Below are 18413 nucleotides of genomic sequence, written 5' to 3'. Positions count from 1 at the left end.
CGGGCAACGATCCGGCTGAGTGCCCCCCGGTCACCCGCGCCGAGTTGTCCAGTCACGTCATCAACCGTTCATGACCGAACCGGCGTCCAGCGGGGGTGTTCTATATCGATGTCGAATCGGGATCGAGTTTATGCCGCGTGCTGAATGATGTCAATGCCCGCCCGTTCCACATTCGGTCAACGATCGATTGAGTCGGAACAACCTGCAGCCCAACGGGTTAGGTGGGGAAGCTCCGGCGGAATCCGATTACGACGCCGCGGTCTTTCGCCGACGCTGCTTCGCGTACGTCTCCAGATAGGCGGTGATGAGACGTCGCGCTTCATCGATCGTCTCATCGTCGCCGGCCGGGGTGAACCGGAACGCAACGTCGAAAAGTCGGTTGCCGGCCTCGAATGCCAGCTGCGCGACGAGCTCCGGCGTATCGGCACGAAGGAGGTTCTGGTCTATGAGAAAGGCCCAGAATCGCTTCGCCTGCGATTCGTCGAATGCGAGTGCCAGTTCGTTGAGTATCGGGCCGCGACCTGCGAACCACAACTGGAGAAAGGCCGGATGCTCACGGAAGTAGTCCAGGTACGTATCGACGCCCGCGTCGACGGCTTCGCGCAACGTGCGCAGCTTGGGCTTGTCCATCGCTGCGGCAAGACGCGCGTCGAGCTCGCTGAGATGGCGCTGCACGACTTCGGCGTCGACCTGATGACGGTCGGCGAAGTAGTGGTACACCGACGCGATCGGGATACCGGCCCGATCGCTGATCGCCTTGAGCGTCGCGGCCTCGTAGCCGTGCTCTTCGAGTAGCGACTCGGCGGCGTCGAGGATCGCCTGCACTCGCTCGATCCCTCGCCGCTGCACCGGCGCTGGCCGGGCGGGTATCTGAACCGGCCGCCTAGTCTCGAACATGATTCGAGATCGTATCACTTTTCCTCTTCCGTTCGGCGGGATCGTGGCCTAAACTCGAATGCGACTCGAAATCGGATCGATGTTCGATATGTCAACAGAACGGAAAAACACCCTTGGCCGAAACTTATGACGTCGTGGTGATCGGCGCCGGCTTCGCCGGACTGATCGCAGCACGAGACCTCAGCGTCACCGGCCGTTCGGTGCTCCTCCTCGAAGCCCGCGACCGGATCGGTGGCCGGACGTATACCGGGGAAGCCTTCGACCGCCCGGTCGAGTTCGGCGGCGCCTATGTCCACTGGACCCAGCCGACCATGTGGCACGAACTCGAGCGCCACAACATTCCCCTGGCGGTTCCTCTGGAACCACAGACGGTGTACTGGCTCGCCGACGGCGCCACGCATGCCGGCACCCCGGACGACTACGCCACTGCCGTCGATCCCCTGATGAGTCGGTTCTTCGCAGACGCACGAGTCCAGTTCCCGCTGCCCTTCGACGTCAATGCAGTCGATGCCAGTGCCATCGAGAGCGAGACGCTCGAGGACCGGATGGCCTCGCTAGAGCTGTCCGCATACGAGCGGGATCTGCTCGACGGGGCGATCGCCAGCCTGGTCACCGCGAACAGGGAGCACGGCGTCGCGCAGTTCCTCTGCAGTGCGGCAACCTATTTCGGAAGTTATGCCGCATTCTTCGAGACCGCCGGTGTGTGGCCCATCGAGGGTGGCACCAAGCGGCTCATCGACGCCATCGCCGCCGAGTCCAACGCGCTACTGCGCCTGTCCACGCCCGTCGCTTCCGTCGACGATGACGGCGAAAGTGTCACCGTGACCACCCGCGCAGGCGAGAAGCTCCGGACGCGCGCAGCGGTCATTGCGGTGCCACTCAACACCCTGGGCGAGATCACCATCACCCCCGACGTTCCGCCGGCCGCGCGCACGATGATCGACCAGAAGAACCCAATCATGGCCTCGAAGATCTGGGTCAGAGCCAAAGGCGAGCTCGCGCCTTTCCAGGCAGTGGCGCCGGTCGGCAAGAATCCGATCAACGCCGCGAGGGTCGAGTACCACGCCGACGGCGACACCTTCATCATGTGCCTGTGCTCCGTGGCCGCGGCCATCGACGCCGCCGACCGGGACGCCGTACAGGCGGCGCTGCGGACATTCGTCCCGGACATCGAGGTGCTCAACACGGCCAGCCACGACTGGGCCACCGACGAGTTCTCCAAGGGCGGGTGGATGGTGCACCGGCCGGGACATTTCACCAATGGTGCTCCGCTACTGCGAAGGCCGCATGGGCGAATCCACTTCGCGGGAAGCGACATCGCAGGAATGGAAGCCGGCGCGATCGAAGGCGCCATGAGCACCGGGGCAAGCGCGGCGCGGACTGTTGTTGCGGCGCTCGACGACCGTCCTTAGTGAACAGACGCGAATCAGATGGGCATGCGAAGGAGAATGAATATGCGGGTGACCGAACAGATGAAGCGCGACTTCGCGAATGACGGCGCCCTCGTTGTACGCGAAATGTTCACGCCCGAACAGCTTCAGCGCGCACGCCAATGCTTTGACTACGGCATCGCCCACCCGGGCCAGGCCAGCAAGGTCTACGCGGGCACGGACGACGAGCACTTCAACGAGTACGGCAACCCTGCCAACGTCGAGCAGTACCTGGCGCTCATCAAGGAACTCGGGCTCGACGAGTTCGTTGCCTCCCTGTGGGACTCGCAGCACGTGTGGTTCCTCGGCGAAGAGCTGTTCATCAAGTCGGGAGGGAAAGCCGGACGGTCACCGTGGCACCAAGACACCTCGTACATGCCGGCGAACGGCCCGCACCTGCTGAACATCTGGATCAGTTTCGAGCGGCTTCCCAAGGAGAATGCGCTGGAAATCGTGCGGGGCTCACATCTCGGCACCCAATACGACGGCACCTCCTACCTCGATCCAACCGATCCCACGGCGCCGGCCTGGGGCGGCGACTTCTTTCCGCGGCTGCCGGACATCGAGGCCGAACGCAGGCAAGACCCGACGTCGTGGGACGTCGTCTCCTGGGATATCGCGCCGGGCGATGCGCTCGTGTTCCACTCTGGCACCCTGCATGGCGGCGCACCGGTGACGCCAACCTGCCCGACGCGCCACACATTGGTACTGCGGTTCTTCGGCGACAAGCTGTTCTACCGGCCACTGCCCGACAAGAAGCCGAACTACGGCGCCGATGCGAGCACGCTCAACGACCCGTCGCTGACCCCGGGCGACCCGTACCGATCCAGCTATTTCGCCCAACTGCGCTGACTGACGGAGACGCTGCCATGAAAGAAGTCGTCCCGGCATGGATGAAACCGATCTACGACGCCTACCACTTCGCGCCCGCGGTGATCGACGGCGACTACCTACGGTGCTCGGGAATGATCGGTCTGCGTCCCGATCTGACCGTCCCCCGGGATCCGACGCAACAGTTCACGTTGGCCTTCGAGAACCTGCGCGGGCTGCTGGAGGAGGCGGAACTCACGTTCGCAGACGTGACCGAGATGACGACTTACCACGTGGGGCTGCAGGCCCACCAACATGCGTTCGCCGCCGTCAAGGACGAATTCATGACCCCGCCGCATGCGGCGTGGACAGCCATCGGGATTTCCGAATTAGCCGTTCCGGGAGCGCTGGTCGAGATCCAAGTCACGGCCCGGATGAACCACTAGAGACCTCCAGGAGTGCCCCAATGCCGACCACGACGACCAGCCATACGCAGACGACGGACTTCGACGTCCTCATTGTCGGCGCCGGGATCTCCGGCATCGGCGCCGCCTATCACCTCAAGACTCGCCGACCGGGCACCTCGTTCGCCGTGTTGGAGGGACGCGACTCGATCGGCGGCACGTGGAGTCTGTTCCAGTACCCCGGCATCCGATCGGACTCGGACATGCCCACCTTCGGCTACAGCTTCAAGCCGTGGACACACCGCAAGTCGATCGCCGACGGACACATCATCCTGGACTATTTGCAGCAGACCGTCACCGAGAACGGCCTGGCCGAGCACATCCGATTCGGCTATCGAGTGCTCAGCGCGGAGTTCGACTCGTCAGCGGGACGGTGGACAGTCACCGCTACGCAGTCCGCGAACGGCACAACGACTTTCACGGCGCAGTTCCTGTTCCTGGGCACCGGGTACTACGACTACGAGACTGGGTTCACACCCGAGTTCGCCGGTGTCGGGGACTTCGAGGGCCAGATCGTGCACCCGCAGCACTGGCCGGACGACCTCGACTACACCGGAAAGCGCATCGTCGTCATCGGCAGCGGCGCAACGGCTGTCACACTGATTCCGTCGATGGCCGACAAGGCGAGCCACATCACGATGCTGCAACGCTCGCCGAGCTACGTGTTCACGATTCCCGCCGAGGACCCGATCGCCAACAGACTGAACAAGCTGATCGGCCATGAGCGCGCGTACAACATTGTGCGGCGTAAGAACATCGCGCTGGCCCGCGGACTCTTCAAGGCTTGCAAGCGCGCACCGAAGCTGATGCGCCGTCTGCTGATCGCCAATGTGGCTCGCCAGCTTCCCAAGCACTTCGACGTCGACACGCACTTCACCCCGCGCTACGACCCGTGGGACCAGCGGCTGTGCATGGTGCCCAACGGCGATCTGTTCAAGACGCTCTCGACCGGGCGCGCCTCGGTCGTCACCGACCGGATCACTCGCTTCACCAAGACCGGCATCCTGCTGGAGTCTGGTCAGGAGTTGGCCGCCGACATCGTCATCACCGCAACGGGACTCAACATGGTGCCGTTTGGCAAGATTACGCTCAGCGTCGACGGACGGCATGTGCATCTGCCGGACACCACGATCTACAAGGCGATGATGCTTTCCGGTGTGCCCAACCTCGCATTCGCCGTGGGCTATACGAACATCTCCTGGACGCTGAAGGTGGACCTGGTCTGCGAACACTTCTGCCGGCTGCTCGACTACATGGATGCCCATGGCTATGGCACCGTCGAGCCGGTACTCGACGATCCGCACATGGAGCGCGTGCCGGCGATGGACATGAGCTCGGGCTATGTCCAGCGGGCGATCGCGAAGTTCCCGCGCGGAGGAACCAGCGGCCCGTGGGCGTTCAAGCACGCGTACGAAATGGACGCCGAACGGCTGCGTGAGGGCCCGGTCGAGGATGACGCGTTGAAGTTCACGCCCGCCAAGCCGGCAGTGCTGATGTCGTGAATGGGAGAACCACAATGAAGGATTTCACGTTTCCCAGCCACGGCGTCAGCTGCGCCGCCTGGCACGTACCCGCCACTACCGACGCACTGGCCGACGCCGACGGCCGGCCGTGCGTGGTCATGGGCCACGGCTTCGGCGGCACCCGCGACAGCGGCCTGCTGGACTATGCCGAGCCCTTCGCCGCTGCCGGAATCGACGCACTGGTCTTCGACTATCGCGGATTCGGCGACTCCGAAGGCTTACCACGCCAGGACGTTTCGGTCATCCGTCAGCGGCAGGACTACCACGCTGCCATCGCGGCCGCGCGGCACCTGCCCGGCGTCGACTCGGATCGCATTGCATTGTGGGGATATTCGTACGGCGGCGGACACGTCATCGCGGTCGCGGCGCAGGACCCACACATCGCAGCGACCGTTTCGATGAACCCCGCCATGGACGGGCGTGCGACGCTGGCGCGGATACTGCGGCAAGGTGGAGGCGGTCTGCTGGCACGGCTGACCGGACATGGATTGCGCGACATGGCGCGTGCCGTCACCAAGCGGTCGCCGCATCTTGTACCGGTGGTGGGGCAGCCTGGGACGACGGCGATGATCACGGCCCCTGGCGCCGAAGAGGCTTACTACGCGATGGCCGGGCCGACCGCGCGTAATGAGGTCTGCGCCCGCCACGCGCTCCAGGTAGCGCTGAACCGTCCCGTCACATTCGCCAGCCACCTGGCCTGCCCGATGCTCATGCAGGTCGGCACCAACGACGCTGTGGTACCTCCCCGCGCGGCGCGCCGCGCGGCCGAAAAGGCCGGATACTGGGCACAACTGCGCGAATATCCCATCGACCATTTGGACGTCTTCGGCGATCCGTGGCGCCAGCAGGCGCTGGCCGATCAACTGGACTTTCTGACGCGCGTTCTCGACCCGTCGCGTGCATCCGACATTCACCTTCGAGCAGTGGCCCAGCCGCAACGGAGTGGCCGTCGGGTTCTGAAGCTTCCGTGGCTGGTTTCGTGACCGCGCCCGAAGCGTCGGCCGGCATCGACGTAGTCCTGGCCGCCTCCGCTTTCGAGACAGTGCGCGACCGTATCCCGGCCGCGGAACTGCTTCGAATGGCTGGGGCCATCGTGCGCCGCCCCGGTCCGGCGGCACAGGAAGTCACGGAATTGGCCCGTCGCCTCGCATCGATCACCCGCGGCTCCGACACGCCGGCGGATCGGCGATTCACCGACCGCGCTTGGCAGGACAACCCTTTGATGCGTCGGCTGGCGATGAGCTACCTGGCCTCGTGTGCGGCCGTCGAGCGCATCGTCATCGACGCCGACGTGGACTGGCGCACCAAGGAACGCGTTCGCCTATTCGTCGACAACGTGCTCGCGGCCGCTGCCCCCACCAACAATCCGCTGGCCAATCCATCGTCACTCAAACAGGCAATTGACACCGGAGCCACCAGCTGGATTCGCGGACTGCGCCACCTGAGCGCCGATATGCGGTCGCGGCCACGGATTCCCGCGCTGGTCGACTCCACACAATTCACTGCCGGCGAGAACATCGCGGCCACCCCGGGCAAGGTTGTGTTGCGCAATGACCTGTTCGAACTGATTCAGTACCAGCCGACCACCGAACGCGTCGACGAGGTACCCGTCCTTATGGTGGCCTCCCCGGTCAACAAGTACTACCTGCTCGACCTGAATCCGAAAACCTCAGTCATCGCGGCCGAAGTCGCCCGCGGCCGACAGGTTTTCGTCGCCTCCTGGGTCAACCCCGACCCGCAGCACGCCGACGCCGACCTGGACGCCTACGTACGCAGCGTCATGACGATGCTCGATGCCATCGCCGACATCTGCGGTTGCGCCCGGTCGCACCTCCTCGGCTTGTGCGGCGGCGGGCTGATCGCTTTGGCAGCCGCCGGCTACCTGGCGGCGTGCGGCCAACAAGACCGGCTGGCCACGCTGACCCTCGGCATCGCCGTGATCGACTTCGAGCGCGGCGGCCTGCCGGGAGCCCTGCTGGATCGAAAGATTGCCGACCGTGCGATCAAACGCGCGGAGCGGGCCGGCTACTTCGACGGGCTGAACACGGCCGCCGTCTTCGCGTGGCTTCGACCCAACGAGGGCATCTGGGCCAACGTCGTCAACAACTATCTGCTCGGCGAACGTCCCCCCGCGATCGAGATGCTGTACTGGGCGGCCGACCAAACCAACCTGACCGCCGCGCTTGGCCGCGATCTGCTCGAGATCACGCTGGGCAACAGCTTGACCGTTCCCGGCGCGGTCGAGGTGCTCGGGCTGCCACTGGACCTGAGCAAGATGACCGTCGACACCTATGTGCTGGGCGCGTCGACCGACCACATCACTCCCTGGCGCGACTGCTACCGCACTCGCTCGGTGGTGGGCGCGGCGACGACGTTCGTGCTCGCCCGCGGAGGTCACGCTGTGGCGATCGCAACCCCACGCGGCGCGCCGAAGGGCAGCTATCGCACCGGGGATTCCTCGTCGGCCGAACCCGACGAATGGCTGAGCGGCTCGACCGAGACTGCCGGCAGCTGGTGGGACCACTGGAACGACTGGATCGCCAAACGTACGCCCGAAAAACGCCCGGCTCCTGCCGTACTCGGCAGCCACACCCATCCGCCGCTCGGCGACGCACCTGGCGATTACGTGAAGCGCCGACTCGAGTGACGGACACTCCTGTGCCTCAACAGGTTTGGTGGGGACATCCGTTGCGCGAACTGCGCTGGTACGGCGAACTCGCTCGGCTGCTGTCCGACCCGATCATGCGCGGACGCGGCGTACCGCACGGCGACGGCCGGGCCGTGGTGCTGCTGCCCGGCTTCCTGGCCTCCGATCAGTCGCTGGCGCTGCTGGCGCGCTTTCTGCGCCGAATCGGCTATCAGCCGATCGTTTGCGGCATCCTGTTCAACTCCGGTTGTGGACGCACATTCGATCAACGAATGATCGCCCGTGTTATCGGCGCGCACCAGCGCACAGGCAGACGCGTTGCCGTCATCGGGCACAGCCGCGGTGGCCAATACGCACGATCGCTGGCTGCGCGCTATCCCGAGCACATCTCCCATGTCATCACCCTGGCCGGCGCCGTCGCAGACCCGCTGGATGTGGCGGTCCTGACCAAACGAGCCGCAGCGATGATGCGCCACACGCTCACCCGACGCGACGCCGAGCGCCGCACTCTCGGATGCCTCAGCCTCACCTGCCAATGCGAGTTCGCCCGCGGATACCACCAACCGTTCCCCGAAAACGTCCGATACACCTCGATCTACTCACGCACCGACGGGGTGGTGCGCTGGCAGGCATGCGTTGCCGACGACGTGACCTGCGCCGAAGTCCCGGGCACACATCTCGGCATGGCCTTCAACCGGCACGCCTACCGCGAAATCGCACGCGCACTGGCATAGCCGCGGTCAGGTGGCCCTGGAAAACGCCTTCAGCGCCGGCCCCGGCGTCTAGCGAATAGAGTTTTACGGCATGGCGGCAGACGCCGAGTTCGAGGCGCTGGGCCTGCTCGACGGCCTCGAGGGCGCCGCGCGGCAGGACCGCGCTGAGCTGATCTCCTGGTTACTCGATCAGGGCTTCAGTCTCGCGCAGATCCGGGAGTCAATTGCAGCGCCCGTGATGTTGCCCGCGCACCGCGCACTTGGCGATGACGGGACCTCTGTGTCCGCGCGCAAAATCTCCGAGTCGACCGGGATAGAGCTGCGTTTGGTGCAGCGCCTGCAGCGTGCCATTGGCATGCCGAGAATCGACGACCCCGACGAGCCTGTTCTGCCACGCGCGGACGCCGATGCGGTGAGGCACGCAAAGACCTTCTTGGATCTCGGATATGACCCCGACGACGTGGTTGCCGTCATGCGGGTGCTTGTGGAGAGCCTGGGGCATGCCGCGGCGATGATGCGGGAAGCTGCCCTGAAAACCTTGCTGCGGCCTGGGTCTTCAGAGATCGAGTTGGCGCGGGCGACCGAGCGACTGGCCGAGGTGGCGGCTCCCCTGATCGGACCGATGATGGACGACCTGTTACGTCTGGAACTACGACATTCGTTCGCGTTGGAGGCCGTCAACGCAGCAGAACGCGCCGCCGGCTCCCTGCCCGGTGCGCGACCAGTCACCGTCGCCTTCGCCGATCTCGCGGGTTTCACATCGCTCGGCGAGGCTCTACCGGCCGAGGAACTCGAACGCATAGCCAGCCGGCTCGCCGAACTCGCCCACGAGGTGGCGATCACACCGGTGCGGTTCGTGAAATCGATTGGCGACGCTGTGATGCTGGTCTGCGCGGATGCCGCGCCGCTGCTGCAAGCCGTGCTGGACTTGGCTGATGCAGCGAAAGCAAACCGATTGCCGGACTTGCGGATAGGCCTGGCGTCCGGATCAGCTGTCACCCGCGCCGGCGATTGGTTCGGCAGTCCGGTCAATCTGGCCAGCCGGGTGACAGCCAGCGCCCAGCCTGGGACCATACTCGTCACAGAATCGACGCGCGACGCCGTCGACAGCCTGCCCAACCTGAATTGGGTTTCGGTAGGCGCGCGACGGCTCAAAGGCGTCAGCGCCGAAGTGAAGCTCTTCCGAGCCGAACGCAGCAGCTAACCGGCTCTCCAGTGAGCGTCCCTAGAATTGCTGTGCTGCACTGTATCTCGCCACGGAACCCGGTCACTCAACGGCTGTCCACCGACGCTCGTCCCGGCAGGCACTTCGATAGAGCTTCGATGACCTCGTTGGCTGCGCGCAAGCCCGATTCGATGGCCCCGTCGAGGTAACCGGGGTGGTGACTGGCTGTCTCGGCGCCGGCCCAATGGATGTCACCGACAGGTGCGGATGGCACGGGGGCCAGCCCTTCGGTGCTTCCCGGGCAGGGCAATGCGACGTAACCGCCGCCGACGTTTTCGTCGAGGTGCCAGGATTTCTCGTGCCAGCCGGCTGGCTCGAGCACTTCGGATCCAAGGTGTCGGGCCACCGCGTCAAGTACCGCGGTGCGACGCCCGGCTGCATCGAGCCCATCGAGTTCGCGTGCCTCTGGTCCTGCCACGAGCACACACAGGTGTCCGGGCCCATTGGGCGGGGTGGTGTCGAAAACGGCCCTGCCGGGGTTGTCGAGGACGATCAACTCACCGCGACTGCGTTCTCGCCAGAAGGGTCGGTCGTAGACGGCGATCGCCTTGTAGACCGAGCCCATGTAGGTGTTGCGGGACAGCGCGACCCGGTCGGAGGGAAGCGGTGGTTCGAACCTGATGCGTCCGGCGATCGGCGGCGGAACGGTGACGATGACTTTGGCGGCTCGGATGTCGCCGGAGGTGGTGCGGACGGTGACGCCGCGGTCACCTCGGTCAATCGCTGTGACGCGGCGGCTCAAGCAGACTCGCGGACCGAGCTCGGCGGCCAACCCGTCGACCAGTGCCCCTGCCCCTTCGGCGAGCAACGATTCTTGAGCGCCACCGGTGGTTGACAGCATGGTCTTCAGACCGCCCTGTTGGCGGATCGTGTTCACCATGGCGTGGATCGAGAAGCGATCCAGGTCGGCGGTCCAGGAGATCAATGCGATGACTTCGAGTAGCCGTCGCGCCGTGCGCCCCGGGAGCCTGCGCAGCCACGCGTCAACGGTCACCGTGTTCCATCGCTGCGACGCTCGGCTGCGCGACAACAGCTCGACGCCGCCAAGGACGAGACCGGCCAGAAGCATCGACGGCGAGATCGGCCGTATGCGGCGGGATCCCGCGATCACGTCCGGTAACGGGCTTGTGTGCATCCGGAACTGGGTGAGGCCCAGCTCGGCGGCCAGGTCCACGATGTGGTGGTGGTTGTGGCCGATCCACTGCCCGCCCAGGTCCACCCGCGAGCCCAGAGCGGTCGTTTCGGTCATCGCTCGTCCGCCCAGCCTGTCGGCCGCCTCGAGCATGAGGACGTCGACGCCTTGTCGGTGCAGCTCGCGGGCTGCCATCAGTCCGGACAATCCCGCACCTACCACCGCCACCGTTGTGGACCGCGGCGTTTCCGTCGTCGGTGCCGGGTGTTGAGTCATCTGTAGTCTTCCGCCCGCCGCCCGAGCACGCAGGGAGGCGTGCTTCGGCAATCTAAATATAAGTCGGTCGACCGACCGAGACTTTACGGTAACGCACCGAGGGGCGTGAGCGCAATGGCCCGGCGATCCGGTCACAGTCGCTTGGGGCGGTTAGCCGCGGCGCTTCGCCCGTTTGGTGACCGGTTGCGGGTCAGCGAACGCGACGATCATGTCGAGTGCGCGGTTGAGGTCGCGATGGGCGCGATCGGGATCCGGATTGGCCACGTACTGCACGATCAGGCCATCGACGACGGCGAGGCAGAGGCGGCCGAGGGTGTGAAAGTCGATGGAGCAGCGCTCGCCAGCGGACCTGGCCGCTTGCTCGCACAATTCGGTGATCAATGACGTGTACTGCTCGTATAGCGCCAGACCGCCCGCCGCTTTGGTTCGCGCTGAGTACATAGCCAACTCGTATTGCATGATCTGCACACCGACATCACCTTCGACCAAGGCGTCCCAAAAGCGCAGGGCGCCTTGCCGGATCGCGTGCTCCACACCGCGATCAAGCTCTAGATCGACTGCCACCGTATCCACGACCTCGCCGACAACCGCGGCGATCACCGCCTGCAACATCTTTTCTTTCGACGGGAAGACGTAGTGCAGTGTGCCCAACGCGATGCCGGCCTCGGCCGCGACCGCACGCAACGTCGTCGCCGACACGCCCACGGCCGCCAGCACCCTTCTGGCCGCCGCGACGATCTGCTCCTCGCGCTCAGCCGCCTTGACGTAAGCCATCTAGACCCTCACTCGCGCCGCCGATGAATGTTAAGCACTTGAGCGCTAGCTTAGGTCGGACAACCGACCTAATACACGGCACGCAAAGGGTTGGCGCTGTGCTGGGGTTCTGACCTGTCTCACAGCACGTCCACCGCCGTATGTCTCACAAAGCGATTCCTTCGACGTGCGCTGTTCCTAACGCACCGCCGAATGGTCCCGAGCGTTCAGTGATGCGACCCCCAGGCCGGCGAACAACGCGGCGCCACCACCGGCGACGACGGCGCCGGTGGTCGACAGGGTGCGGGCACGGACCCCGCGCACGGCAGCGATGACGTCCAAGACGTCGGTGAGGAGTCCAAGCTGAAGTGCACGCTTCTGCAGTCGCGGTGACGCGGCGTCGGTGATCGCGACTGCCAACGTCAGTTCACGTGAGCCAAAGAGTTGCGTGGTGAACGGTTGGTCGCGACCGGAACTGAGTCCCATGAGCCGGCCCGTCGTGCTCGGAGCCAACCATGCGGCGATGCCGGTAATGAACCGCAGTGCGGCAAAGGTGCGAATGAGCACATTACGTTGCATGCCACCACACTCCAGGAAAGCCGGGGGGCACTTCAAGGGCATAACCAGCTGGGTCACGGCTTGCGCGTAATAGAGCGGCGCTGCTTGCGAGACGCGGCGGCGATAGATGCGCCGCCCGCTGCGCCAGACCAAGCCGATGTCCTGGACGCAATGGCCCGGCCCCGCTGTGGTGGCGTGGAACTTCTCAATTGAGAATCTCTCCACGCTCGCTTGAGAGGACCGCAGACAAACGTTCCCGCCACGTCTGCAACTGCTCAGGCGTCAGTCGCGTCCACTGGGTGATCTCGCAAACGATCCGCAGTGGGGCCGTACTGCGGTACGACCGAGTGGGGTTGCCGGGGAACTTTTTGTCGGTCACGTTCGGGTCATTCTCGAACTCCCCGGTTGGCTCTACTTCGTACACCCTCGGAAAGGCTTGGCCCTCAGCGAGTTCTGCGGCGATCTCCGCAGCAAGGCCAGCCCCATCAACGAAAGCGGTGAAGTAGATGTGGTTCATCACGATTTCGGGCCGGTAGTTCGATCGATGACCCGCGGTGAGGAACTCACCCACCTTCAACTCCGCGGTGGTGCCATGGAAGAACGGACCTTCATCAAGCGGCTTGGACACTGGAATCCTTTGAACGAGCTGCTGAGACACGCAAGCATGCAGCACCACCCGGGCCTTGCCGCAAGCCCCCCATCCGGCGTTATCCTGAAAGTGGAAAGAGCGCCGCGGATCTTGTATGCGGGAAGCTGCCGGGCGGTACTTCGGCTGGCAGCGGCAGACTCGGAAGCCTGGCCGCGTAAACGTCAGACGTCAATTGCCCGAATCACTCTGATACCGAAGCTATTTAGCACGATCACGCATGTGCCAGCGCCGCCGCTCACCACGACCGAAGGCTTCCAGCCGTCCTTTACCCCTCGATACCGACATCGTGCCCCGCGCGAACACTGGGCCACGGAACCGCCGCGCGAGCGCTCACTCGTCCCCGAAGTCGATATTTACCGGTTCCGTCACCTGCGGCACGCCCGTCACGGGGACACCCGGGTCGACTTCTTCGAACTGAAGTCTCATGACGTCCACGGATCCCGTTCCAGAAAGCAGCACCCCGAAAGCGATTGCGGTCGCGTGCTCGTCGACATCGAGGACAACCTCTTCACGCGACCAATCAGTCGAACCCCGGACCGGGCGGTCCTGCATATTGTCAAAGGCCGACGGAGCGCCCTGCTGACTGTCGACCCGCAGCCAGAGGCCTGCCCACCCTTCAATACCGTTGCCCTTCAACGAACCAGACAGCCGGACACGGGTTCCGAGATACTTTGTCGGGGCGATCGTCTGCATCATTGTGCCGAATCCTGTCGCCTTGTCGTTTACGGCTCGCAGCCGCACCACAACGTTGTTGTCGATCTTCTCCCCCGTGGGTTCGAACTTGTAGTCAGCGGGATGACTGCCCGCCATCGTCCAACCCTTCACTGCCGATCCTCCCGTCGCTCCGACACCATTCGTGGGCTCTCCCTCGTTCCGTGGGACGACCGTTTCAAGATAAGCCACCGGCAAATACCGCTGGCGTAACGGGCTGTACCGATGGCGGGCCGCCCTGGCACCGGCTGATCGGCCCCGTAAGCTCCGCAGGGCCACAGGACGGTTACGTACAGCGTCGGGCTGAGCATGGGCGAGCGCTAGGTATGGGTCCGGTCCATCACCGGGTGGTCATGATCGTCACATGGCCGTCGACGCGCCTGTGGGCTGAACAATCACGTGTGACAGAAATATCGTGGGTCCGCGATCACTTCGCCGTCACTCATGAGATTCCGCCACGGTCCGTGAGAACCGACGGGATGCGGACGACGTCGGTTCTCACGCTCGGCGTCGTATGTACCGCAGCGATCTGCCCAGTTCGACGTGTCGCTGTCGCCAGTATTCCTGCCACTGCGCCCGCCGTGAGCTCGGGGTTCCGTCCCTTCGGTGTGTCTTTCCCGTGTCGGCTTCGGGTTGAATCCTGCGCAGCGGCTATCACGTGGATTTGGCCTGACAACCCATCAGGTCGGCTAGGCCAGCGGCATATGACTCGGGGGTGAGGTCTTCGAAGAACAGTCGCTGCACCATGAAGCCGGGGATCAGTCCGATCAACGCGTGAGCGGTCCGCACCGGGTCAGCGTGTCTCGGCAGGTGCCCGGCGGCGATCGCGCGCTCGACATAGGTAGTCCACGCAGCACGACCGCGGTTACCTTCGCGGCGGTAGATCGCGGCGATCTCGGGTGCCCGAGCGGCCTCGGCCCAGGCCTGCAGCGCCACCCGATGTAGTTCGACCCCGCGCTCCTCCCCTAATGCGATGATCCGCTCCAGCACCGCCGCGAGCACCTCATTTGGCGGAGGGACCTCGGCGGCCGCACTATCCAGCACGATTGACAGTCCCTCGCCGGCCACGGTCTCCGCGATTGCCCGGATCAGGTCGTCTTTGTCCTTGAAATAAAGGTACACCGCGCCCGCTGACAGGCCGGACTCCGCGACCACGGCGGCCATGGTCGTCTTGTGAAAGCCGTCGCGAGCCACACAACGCAGCATCGCGTCGATGATCTGCTCCCGGCGTGCGGCCCGATGCTCCTCGCTGACCTTAGGCATAGCAACACCATGGCATAAAAATGAACGTCCGTTCTTGACATTCTTCGGCGTGACGCTGCAACCTGTCCATACTGAATGAGTATTCGTTTTAGGAGAGGTAGATGACTGGCATCCCTGCCACCGCCGAGCCCTCAGCGCGCCCCGATATCCCCGGGACCATCCGCGCCGCGCTCGGTCTGGTCGCCTTGCTGACCGTGTTGCTCGCAGCGTTCGCCTGGCCCACGAGCGATCTCGAGCCGCGCTCTGTCCCGCTAGCTGTCGCGGCACCATCGGCCGAGGCCGCGACCGCCGTAACGGCCCAGCTCGAAGAGGCGTTCGGCGAGGGCGGCATCGACATCATCGAGGTGTCCGACCGCAACGCTGCCGTCACGGCGATCGAAGACCGAGAGGCATACGGCGCCTTCGTGTTAGGCCCGCATGGTGCACAGCTCCTGACAGCCAGCGCCGCGAGCCCGCTGGTCGCCCAGCTGCTCGGCCAGGCCGCCCAAGGCATGGCCGCCCAGCAGGGCTCACCGCCCCCCTTGGTGATCGACGTGGCGCCCGCCGCCGACGGCGATCCCCGAGGCGTGATCTTCAGCGCGGGCGCACTGCCTCTAGCGGTGGGGGGACTCCTGGTCGGCGTCATATCGTCCCTGCGGCTACGCCGAATCCGCGACCGCATCGCGACCGCGCTTTTGGCCAGCGTAGGTGCCGGGCTTGCGCTCGCCGGCGTGCTCCAGGGCTGGTTCGACGCGCTCGGCGGCAACTATTGGGCGAATGCCTCGGTGATCGCGCTCGGCATGCTGGCCGTTGCCCTACCGGTCATCGGACTACATCGATTGATCGACCGCGCCGGGATCGGCATCATGGCCGTGCTGATCATGCTGGTCGGCAACCCGAACTCCGGCGTCGCCTCCGCCCCCGAACTGCTGCCCCTCGGCTGGCTCGGCCAACTATTCCCACCGGGTGCGACAGGCACCGCCCTGCGTGGGACCGCCTACTTCGACGGCGCCGGGATCGGTACGGCACTTGTCGTGCTGCTCTGCTGGGCGGGGGTCGGACTCGCGCTCGCGCTGGTGCGCCGTGCGGAGTCAACGGACGTAGCAGGCCACCGTTCGGCGCAAGTGCGGGCGGTGGCTCGATGAAACCAGGAACGACGACCGCACATGTTGGCCGGCTCTGGCAGTACCCCGTCAAATCGATGGTGGGCGAGGAAGTTCGGGAAGTCCTGGTCGGCCCTAACGGGGTGGTGGGAGACCGCGCGTACGGATTCCTGGACATCGAGGCGGGCAAGGTGGTCAGCGCCAAGCGCCCTAAGCGCTATGGCGCGCTGATGGGGTGCCGGGCGCGCTTCTTGTCGCCGCCGCGTCGCGACGCGCCAGCCCCGCCGATAGAGGTCTCCTTCCCCGACGGCGCGGTCGTGCGGGATGACCCGTCTGAGCTCGCGCGCCGCGTGTCGGCGCTGATGGGCCGCGACGTGCGCCTGCTCACCGGCGCGCCGGAGGGAGCATCTTCGGAGTTGGCTATGCCTGGCATCGCGGATGTCGAACCAGGCGCAATGAGGCCCCTGTTCCGCGACGAAGACGGTGAGCGGGTGAGGGACTTCGCCGTCGGAATGGCAGCACCTGGCACCCTGCTGGACATCGGCCCGCTGCATATCCTGGCCGCCGGCACGCTGCGCGGGTTGGCCGCCGAATACCCGGCCGGTGACTGGGATCCGCGCCGGCTGCGGCCGAACATCCTCATCGACGACGGCGGCGAACTCGGCGAGGAAGACGACTGGCTGGGCTGTCATCTCCACATCGGCACCGAGGTGGTCATCCATGTCGTGCTGCCCGTGCCGCGTTGCGTGATGACGACGCTCGCACAACCCGGCTTGCCGAGGGACCTGGGGGTGCTGAAGGCGATCGCTCGAGTCGGCCGGAAGCAACTGGGTCCGTTGGGCCAAGTCGCCTGTGCCGGAAGCTATGCAAAAGTAATCAGGACCGGCGTGGTTCGCGTCGGCGATCCGATTGGCATCCAACGCGTCGAGCCCCCAGAGGAGGCGGTCGCGGCCATGATCGGGACGCCGCCCGCGGGAGAAGCCAAGCGACGCTAGGCCGGGCCATCTCCACCACGACGACATGCTTCTGCGTAATTGTCGAAGTGTTGTGCAGCTGGGAATAGGTGAGAATCCAGATGCGCCATACTCTCCACGCGAAACGACGATGAAGCTGTGGCTCGGACGGAAGGGCCCAAGGTCAGTGTGTGGACTGACGCTCGACCCGAGCCAGTGTGCGAGAGGTCGAGCAACCGGACGTACCGTCGCCAGCTCATCGAGCTGCTCAAGAGGATTCTCGCGGCTCAGTTCGCCTGACCTGAAAGGACTCTCATGGGAACCACCCTCGTACAGTTCGACTCCGGCGGGACCTCATGCGTCGGGCAGGCCTATCTGCCCCACGCTGAAGGCCGGCGCCCGTGCGTCATCCTGTGCACTGGTTTCGCCGGAACTCAGGACACCCCGTCGCTGGTGTTCACCGCCCGCGCCTTCGCCGACGCCGGGTTCGTCGCGATCACCTTCGACTATCGCAGCTTTGGTTCGAGTTCCGGCGAGCCACGGCAGTTGGTGGACATCGTGGGTCAGCTTGCCGATATCCGGTCGGCCATCGGCTACGCGCGCCGCCGCCCCGATGTCGACCCCGAGCTCGTGACGCTGTGGGGCACCTCGCTGGGCGGCGGTCACGTCGTCACCGTTGCGGCCGAGGATCCCCGAATCTGCGCCGTGGTCGCCCAGGTGCCATTCAACGGATTCCCCAAGAAAGTCGAGCAACGGTCGACGCCGACGACCCTGAGGCTGCTGACCGCAATTCTGTTCGACAAGCTGCGCGGCACGCTCGGACTCGCCCCGTACTACATCAAAGTGATCGGGACTCCGGATGAGGTCGCTGTCATCGGGAGTTCCGAAGCAGTACAGGCGACCTCGGAGATTGCGAGTGAGTCGTGGCGAAACCTGGTCGCCCCGCGCGGATTGCTGGACATGATGCGGTACAAACCCGGGCGGTTCGCGGAGCGATTGCAGATGCCGGTGCTGGTCTGCCTCGCGGACTTCGACCGGGAAACGCTCGGCGCCGACAGCATTGAGCTCGAGCAGCGGGCACCACGCGGCCGAGTTCGCAGGTATCCGGTGAGCCACTTCGGCATCTACCGCCCCGAGAACCGAGGCAACGTCGTCGCCGATCAGATCGCGTTCGTCGCCAGCGTGCTCGAAAACACTGAGCAAAAGAAGGATTCATGATGTCAAGCGGTACTGCCCGCCGACTCCTTTAGAGAATGTTCGACGCCAGTTCGACACTCGCGCAGGTAGTTTCGATCCGGTCATCCCGAAGGTGCGTGCACAGCCCGAC

18 protein-coding genes are annotated in these 18413 nt (G+C 65.0%); 11 read left to right on the top strand and 7 right to left on the bottom strand.

Going from position 1 to position 18413, the window contains the following annotated elements; all coding sequences use genetic code 11:
• Positions 1–246: 246 nt before the first annotated feature.
• Positions 247–897 carry a TetR/AcrR family transcriptional regulator gene (locus AU187_RS02180; protein WP_059100444.1) on the bottom strand — a complete coding sequence of 217 codons (651 nt, stop codon included), beginning with the start codon at positions 895–897 and terminating at the stop codon, positions 247–249.
• A 113-nt stretch (positions 898–1010) separates the two neighbouring features.
• Here AU187_RS02180 and AU187_RS02175 point away from each other — a divergent pair, with 113 nt between their 5' ends.
• From AU187_RS02175 to AU187_RS02140, 8 genes are all read left to right on the top strand, one after another.
• On the top strand, positions 1011–2309 hold the full coding sequence (locus AU187_RS02175) for a flavin monoamine oxidase family protein (RefSeq protein ID WP_059100445.1): 1299 nt from the start codon (positions 1011–1013) through the stop codon (positions 2307–2309).
• Between the two features lie 42 nt (positions 2310–2351).
• On the top strand, positions 2352–3179 hold the full coding sequence (locus AU187_RS02170; RefSeq protein WP_059100446.1) for a phytanoyl-CoA dioxygenase family protein: 828 nt from the start codon (positions 2352–2354) through the stop codon (positions 3177–3179).
• A gap of 17 nt (positions 3180–3196) precedes the next feature.
• On the top strand, positions 3197–3583 hold the full coding sequence (locus tag AU187_RS02165) for a RidA family protein (protein WP_059100447.1): 387 nt from the start codon (positions 3197–3199) through the stop codon (positions 3581–3583).
• Positions 3584–3603: 20 nt separating this feature from the next.
• Positions 3604–5103 carry a flavin-containing monooxygenase gene (locus AU187_RS02160; RefSeq protein WP_059100448.1) on the top strand — a complete coding sequence of 500 codons (1500 nt, stop codon included), beginning with the start codon at positions 3604–3606 and terminating at the stop codon, positions 5101–5103.
• A 14-nt stretch (positions 5104–5117) separates the two neighbouring features.
• Complete coding sequence (locus AU187_RS02155) at positions 5118–6107, top strand: alpha/beta hydrolase (RefSeq protein WP_059100449.1); 990 nt, start codon at positions 5118–5120, stop codon at positions 6105–6107.
• Positions 6104–7771: a PHA/PHB synthase family protein gene (locus AU187_RS02150; protein ID WP_059100450.1), complete on the top strand. Its 1668-nt coding sequence runs from the start codon at positions 6104–6106 to the stop codon at positions 7769–7771. The genes AU187_RS02155 and AU187_RS02150 overlap by 4 nt, the downstream gene beginning before the upstream one ends.
• Positions 7772–7782: 11 nt before the next feature.
• The gene (locus AU187_RS02145) at positions 7783–8505 is read left to right on the top strand and encodes an esterase/lipase family protein (protein WP_172800127.1); all 723 of its coding nucleotides are present in this window, start codon (positions 7783–7785) and stop codon (positions 8503–8505) included.
• A gap of 70 nt (positions 8506–8575) precedes the next feature.
• The gene (locus AU187_RS02140) at positions 8576–9688 is read left to right on the top strand and encodes an adenylate/guanylate cyclase domain-containing protein (RefSeq protein ID WP_059100452.1); all 1113 of its coding nucleotides are present in this window, start codon (positions 8576–8578) and stop codon (positions 9686–9688) included.
• 67 nt (positions 9689–9755) lie between these two features.
• On the opposite strand, the gene AU187_RS02135 is transcribed toward AU187_RS02140, so the two are convergent.
• From AU187_RS02135 to AU187_RS02110, 6 genes are all read right to left on the bottom strand, one after another.
• A complete protein-coding gene (locus AU187_RS02135) occupies positions 9756–11117 on the bottom strand; it encodes a flavin monoamine oxidase family protein (RefSeq protein WP_059100453.1) in 1362 nt (453 codons plus the stop codon).
• 150 nt (positions 11118–11267) lie between these two features.
• Entirely contained in the window at positions 11268–11891 is a 624-nt protein-coding gene (locus tag AU187_RS02130) for a TetR/AcrR family transcriptional regulator (protein ID WP_059100454.1), read from the bottom strand.
• Positions 11892–12068: 177 nt separating this feature from the next.
• A complete protein-coding gene (locus AU187_RS02125; RefSeq protein WP_286131842.1) occupies positions 12069–12581 on the bottom strand; it encodes a hypothetical protein in 513 nt (170 codons plus the stop codon).
• 52 nt (positions 12582–12633) lie between these two features.
• Positions 12634–13056 carry an NAD(+)--rifampin ADP-ribosyltransferase gene (gene arr / locus AU187_RS02120; RefSeq protein WP_059166199.1) on the bottom strand — a complete coding sequence of 141 codons (423 nt, stop codon included), beginning with the start codon at positions 13054–13056 and terminating at the stop codon, positions 12634–12636.
• A gap of 351 nt (positions 13057–13407) precedes the next feature.
• Positions 13408–13902: a hypothetical protein gene (locus AU187_RS02115; protein WP_059166198.1), complete on the bottom strand. Its 495-nt coding sequence runs from the start codon at positions 13900–13902 to the stop codon at positions 13408–13410.
• Positions 13903–14442: 540 nt separating this feature from the next.
• The gene (locus tag AU187_RS02110; protein ID WP_059100458.1) at positions 14443–15051 is read right to left on the bottom strand and encodes a TetR/AcrR family transcriptional regulator; all 609 of its coding nucleotides are present in this window, start codon (positions 15049–15051) and stop codon (positions 14443–14445) included.
• Positions 15052–15152: 101 nt separating this feature from the next.
• Here AU187_RS02110 and AU187_RS02105 point away from each other — a divergent pair, with 101 nt between their 5' ends.
• The 3 genes from AU187_RS02105 (at position 15153) to AU187_RS02095 (ending at position 18304) form a co-directional block, all read left to right on the top strand.
• The gene (locus AU187_RS02105; protein WP_172800126.1) at positions 15153–16175 is read left to right on the top strand and encodes a hypothetical protein; all 1023 of its coding nucleotides are present in this window, start codon (positions 15153–15155) and stop codon (positions 16173–16175) included.
• The gene (locus tag AU187_RS02100) at positions 16172–17128 is read left to right on the top strand and encodes an MOSC domain-containing protein (RefSeq protein WP_059100459.1); all 957 of its coding nucleotides are present in this window, start codon (positions 16172–16174) and stop codon (positions 17126–17128) included. The genes AU187_RS02105 and AU187_RS02100 overlap by 4 nt, the downstream gene beginning before the upstream one ends.
• 273 nt (positions 17129–17401) lie before the next feature.
• Positions 17402–18304 (top strand): alpha/beta hydrolase, encoded by a 903-nt coding sequence (locus AU187_RS02095; RefSeq protein WP_059100460.1) that lies wholly within the window; start codon positions 17402–17404, stop codon positions 18302–18304.
• The last annotated feature ends 109 nt before the right edge of the window (positions 18305–18413 follow it).

Source organism: Mycobacterium sp. IS-1556, assembly GCF_001499985.1.
GTDB lineage: Bacteria > Actinomycetota > Actinomycetes > Mycobacteriales > Mycobacteriaceae > Mycobacterium.
The sequence above is the reverse complement of the archived record's forward strand: the minus strand, read 5'-3'. Positions and strand labels throughout refer to the sequence as shown.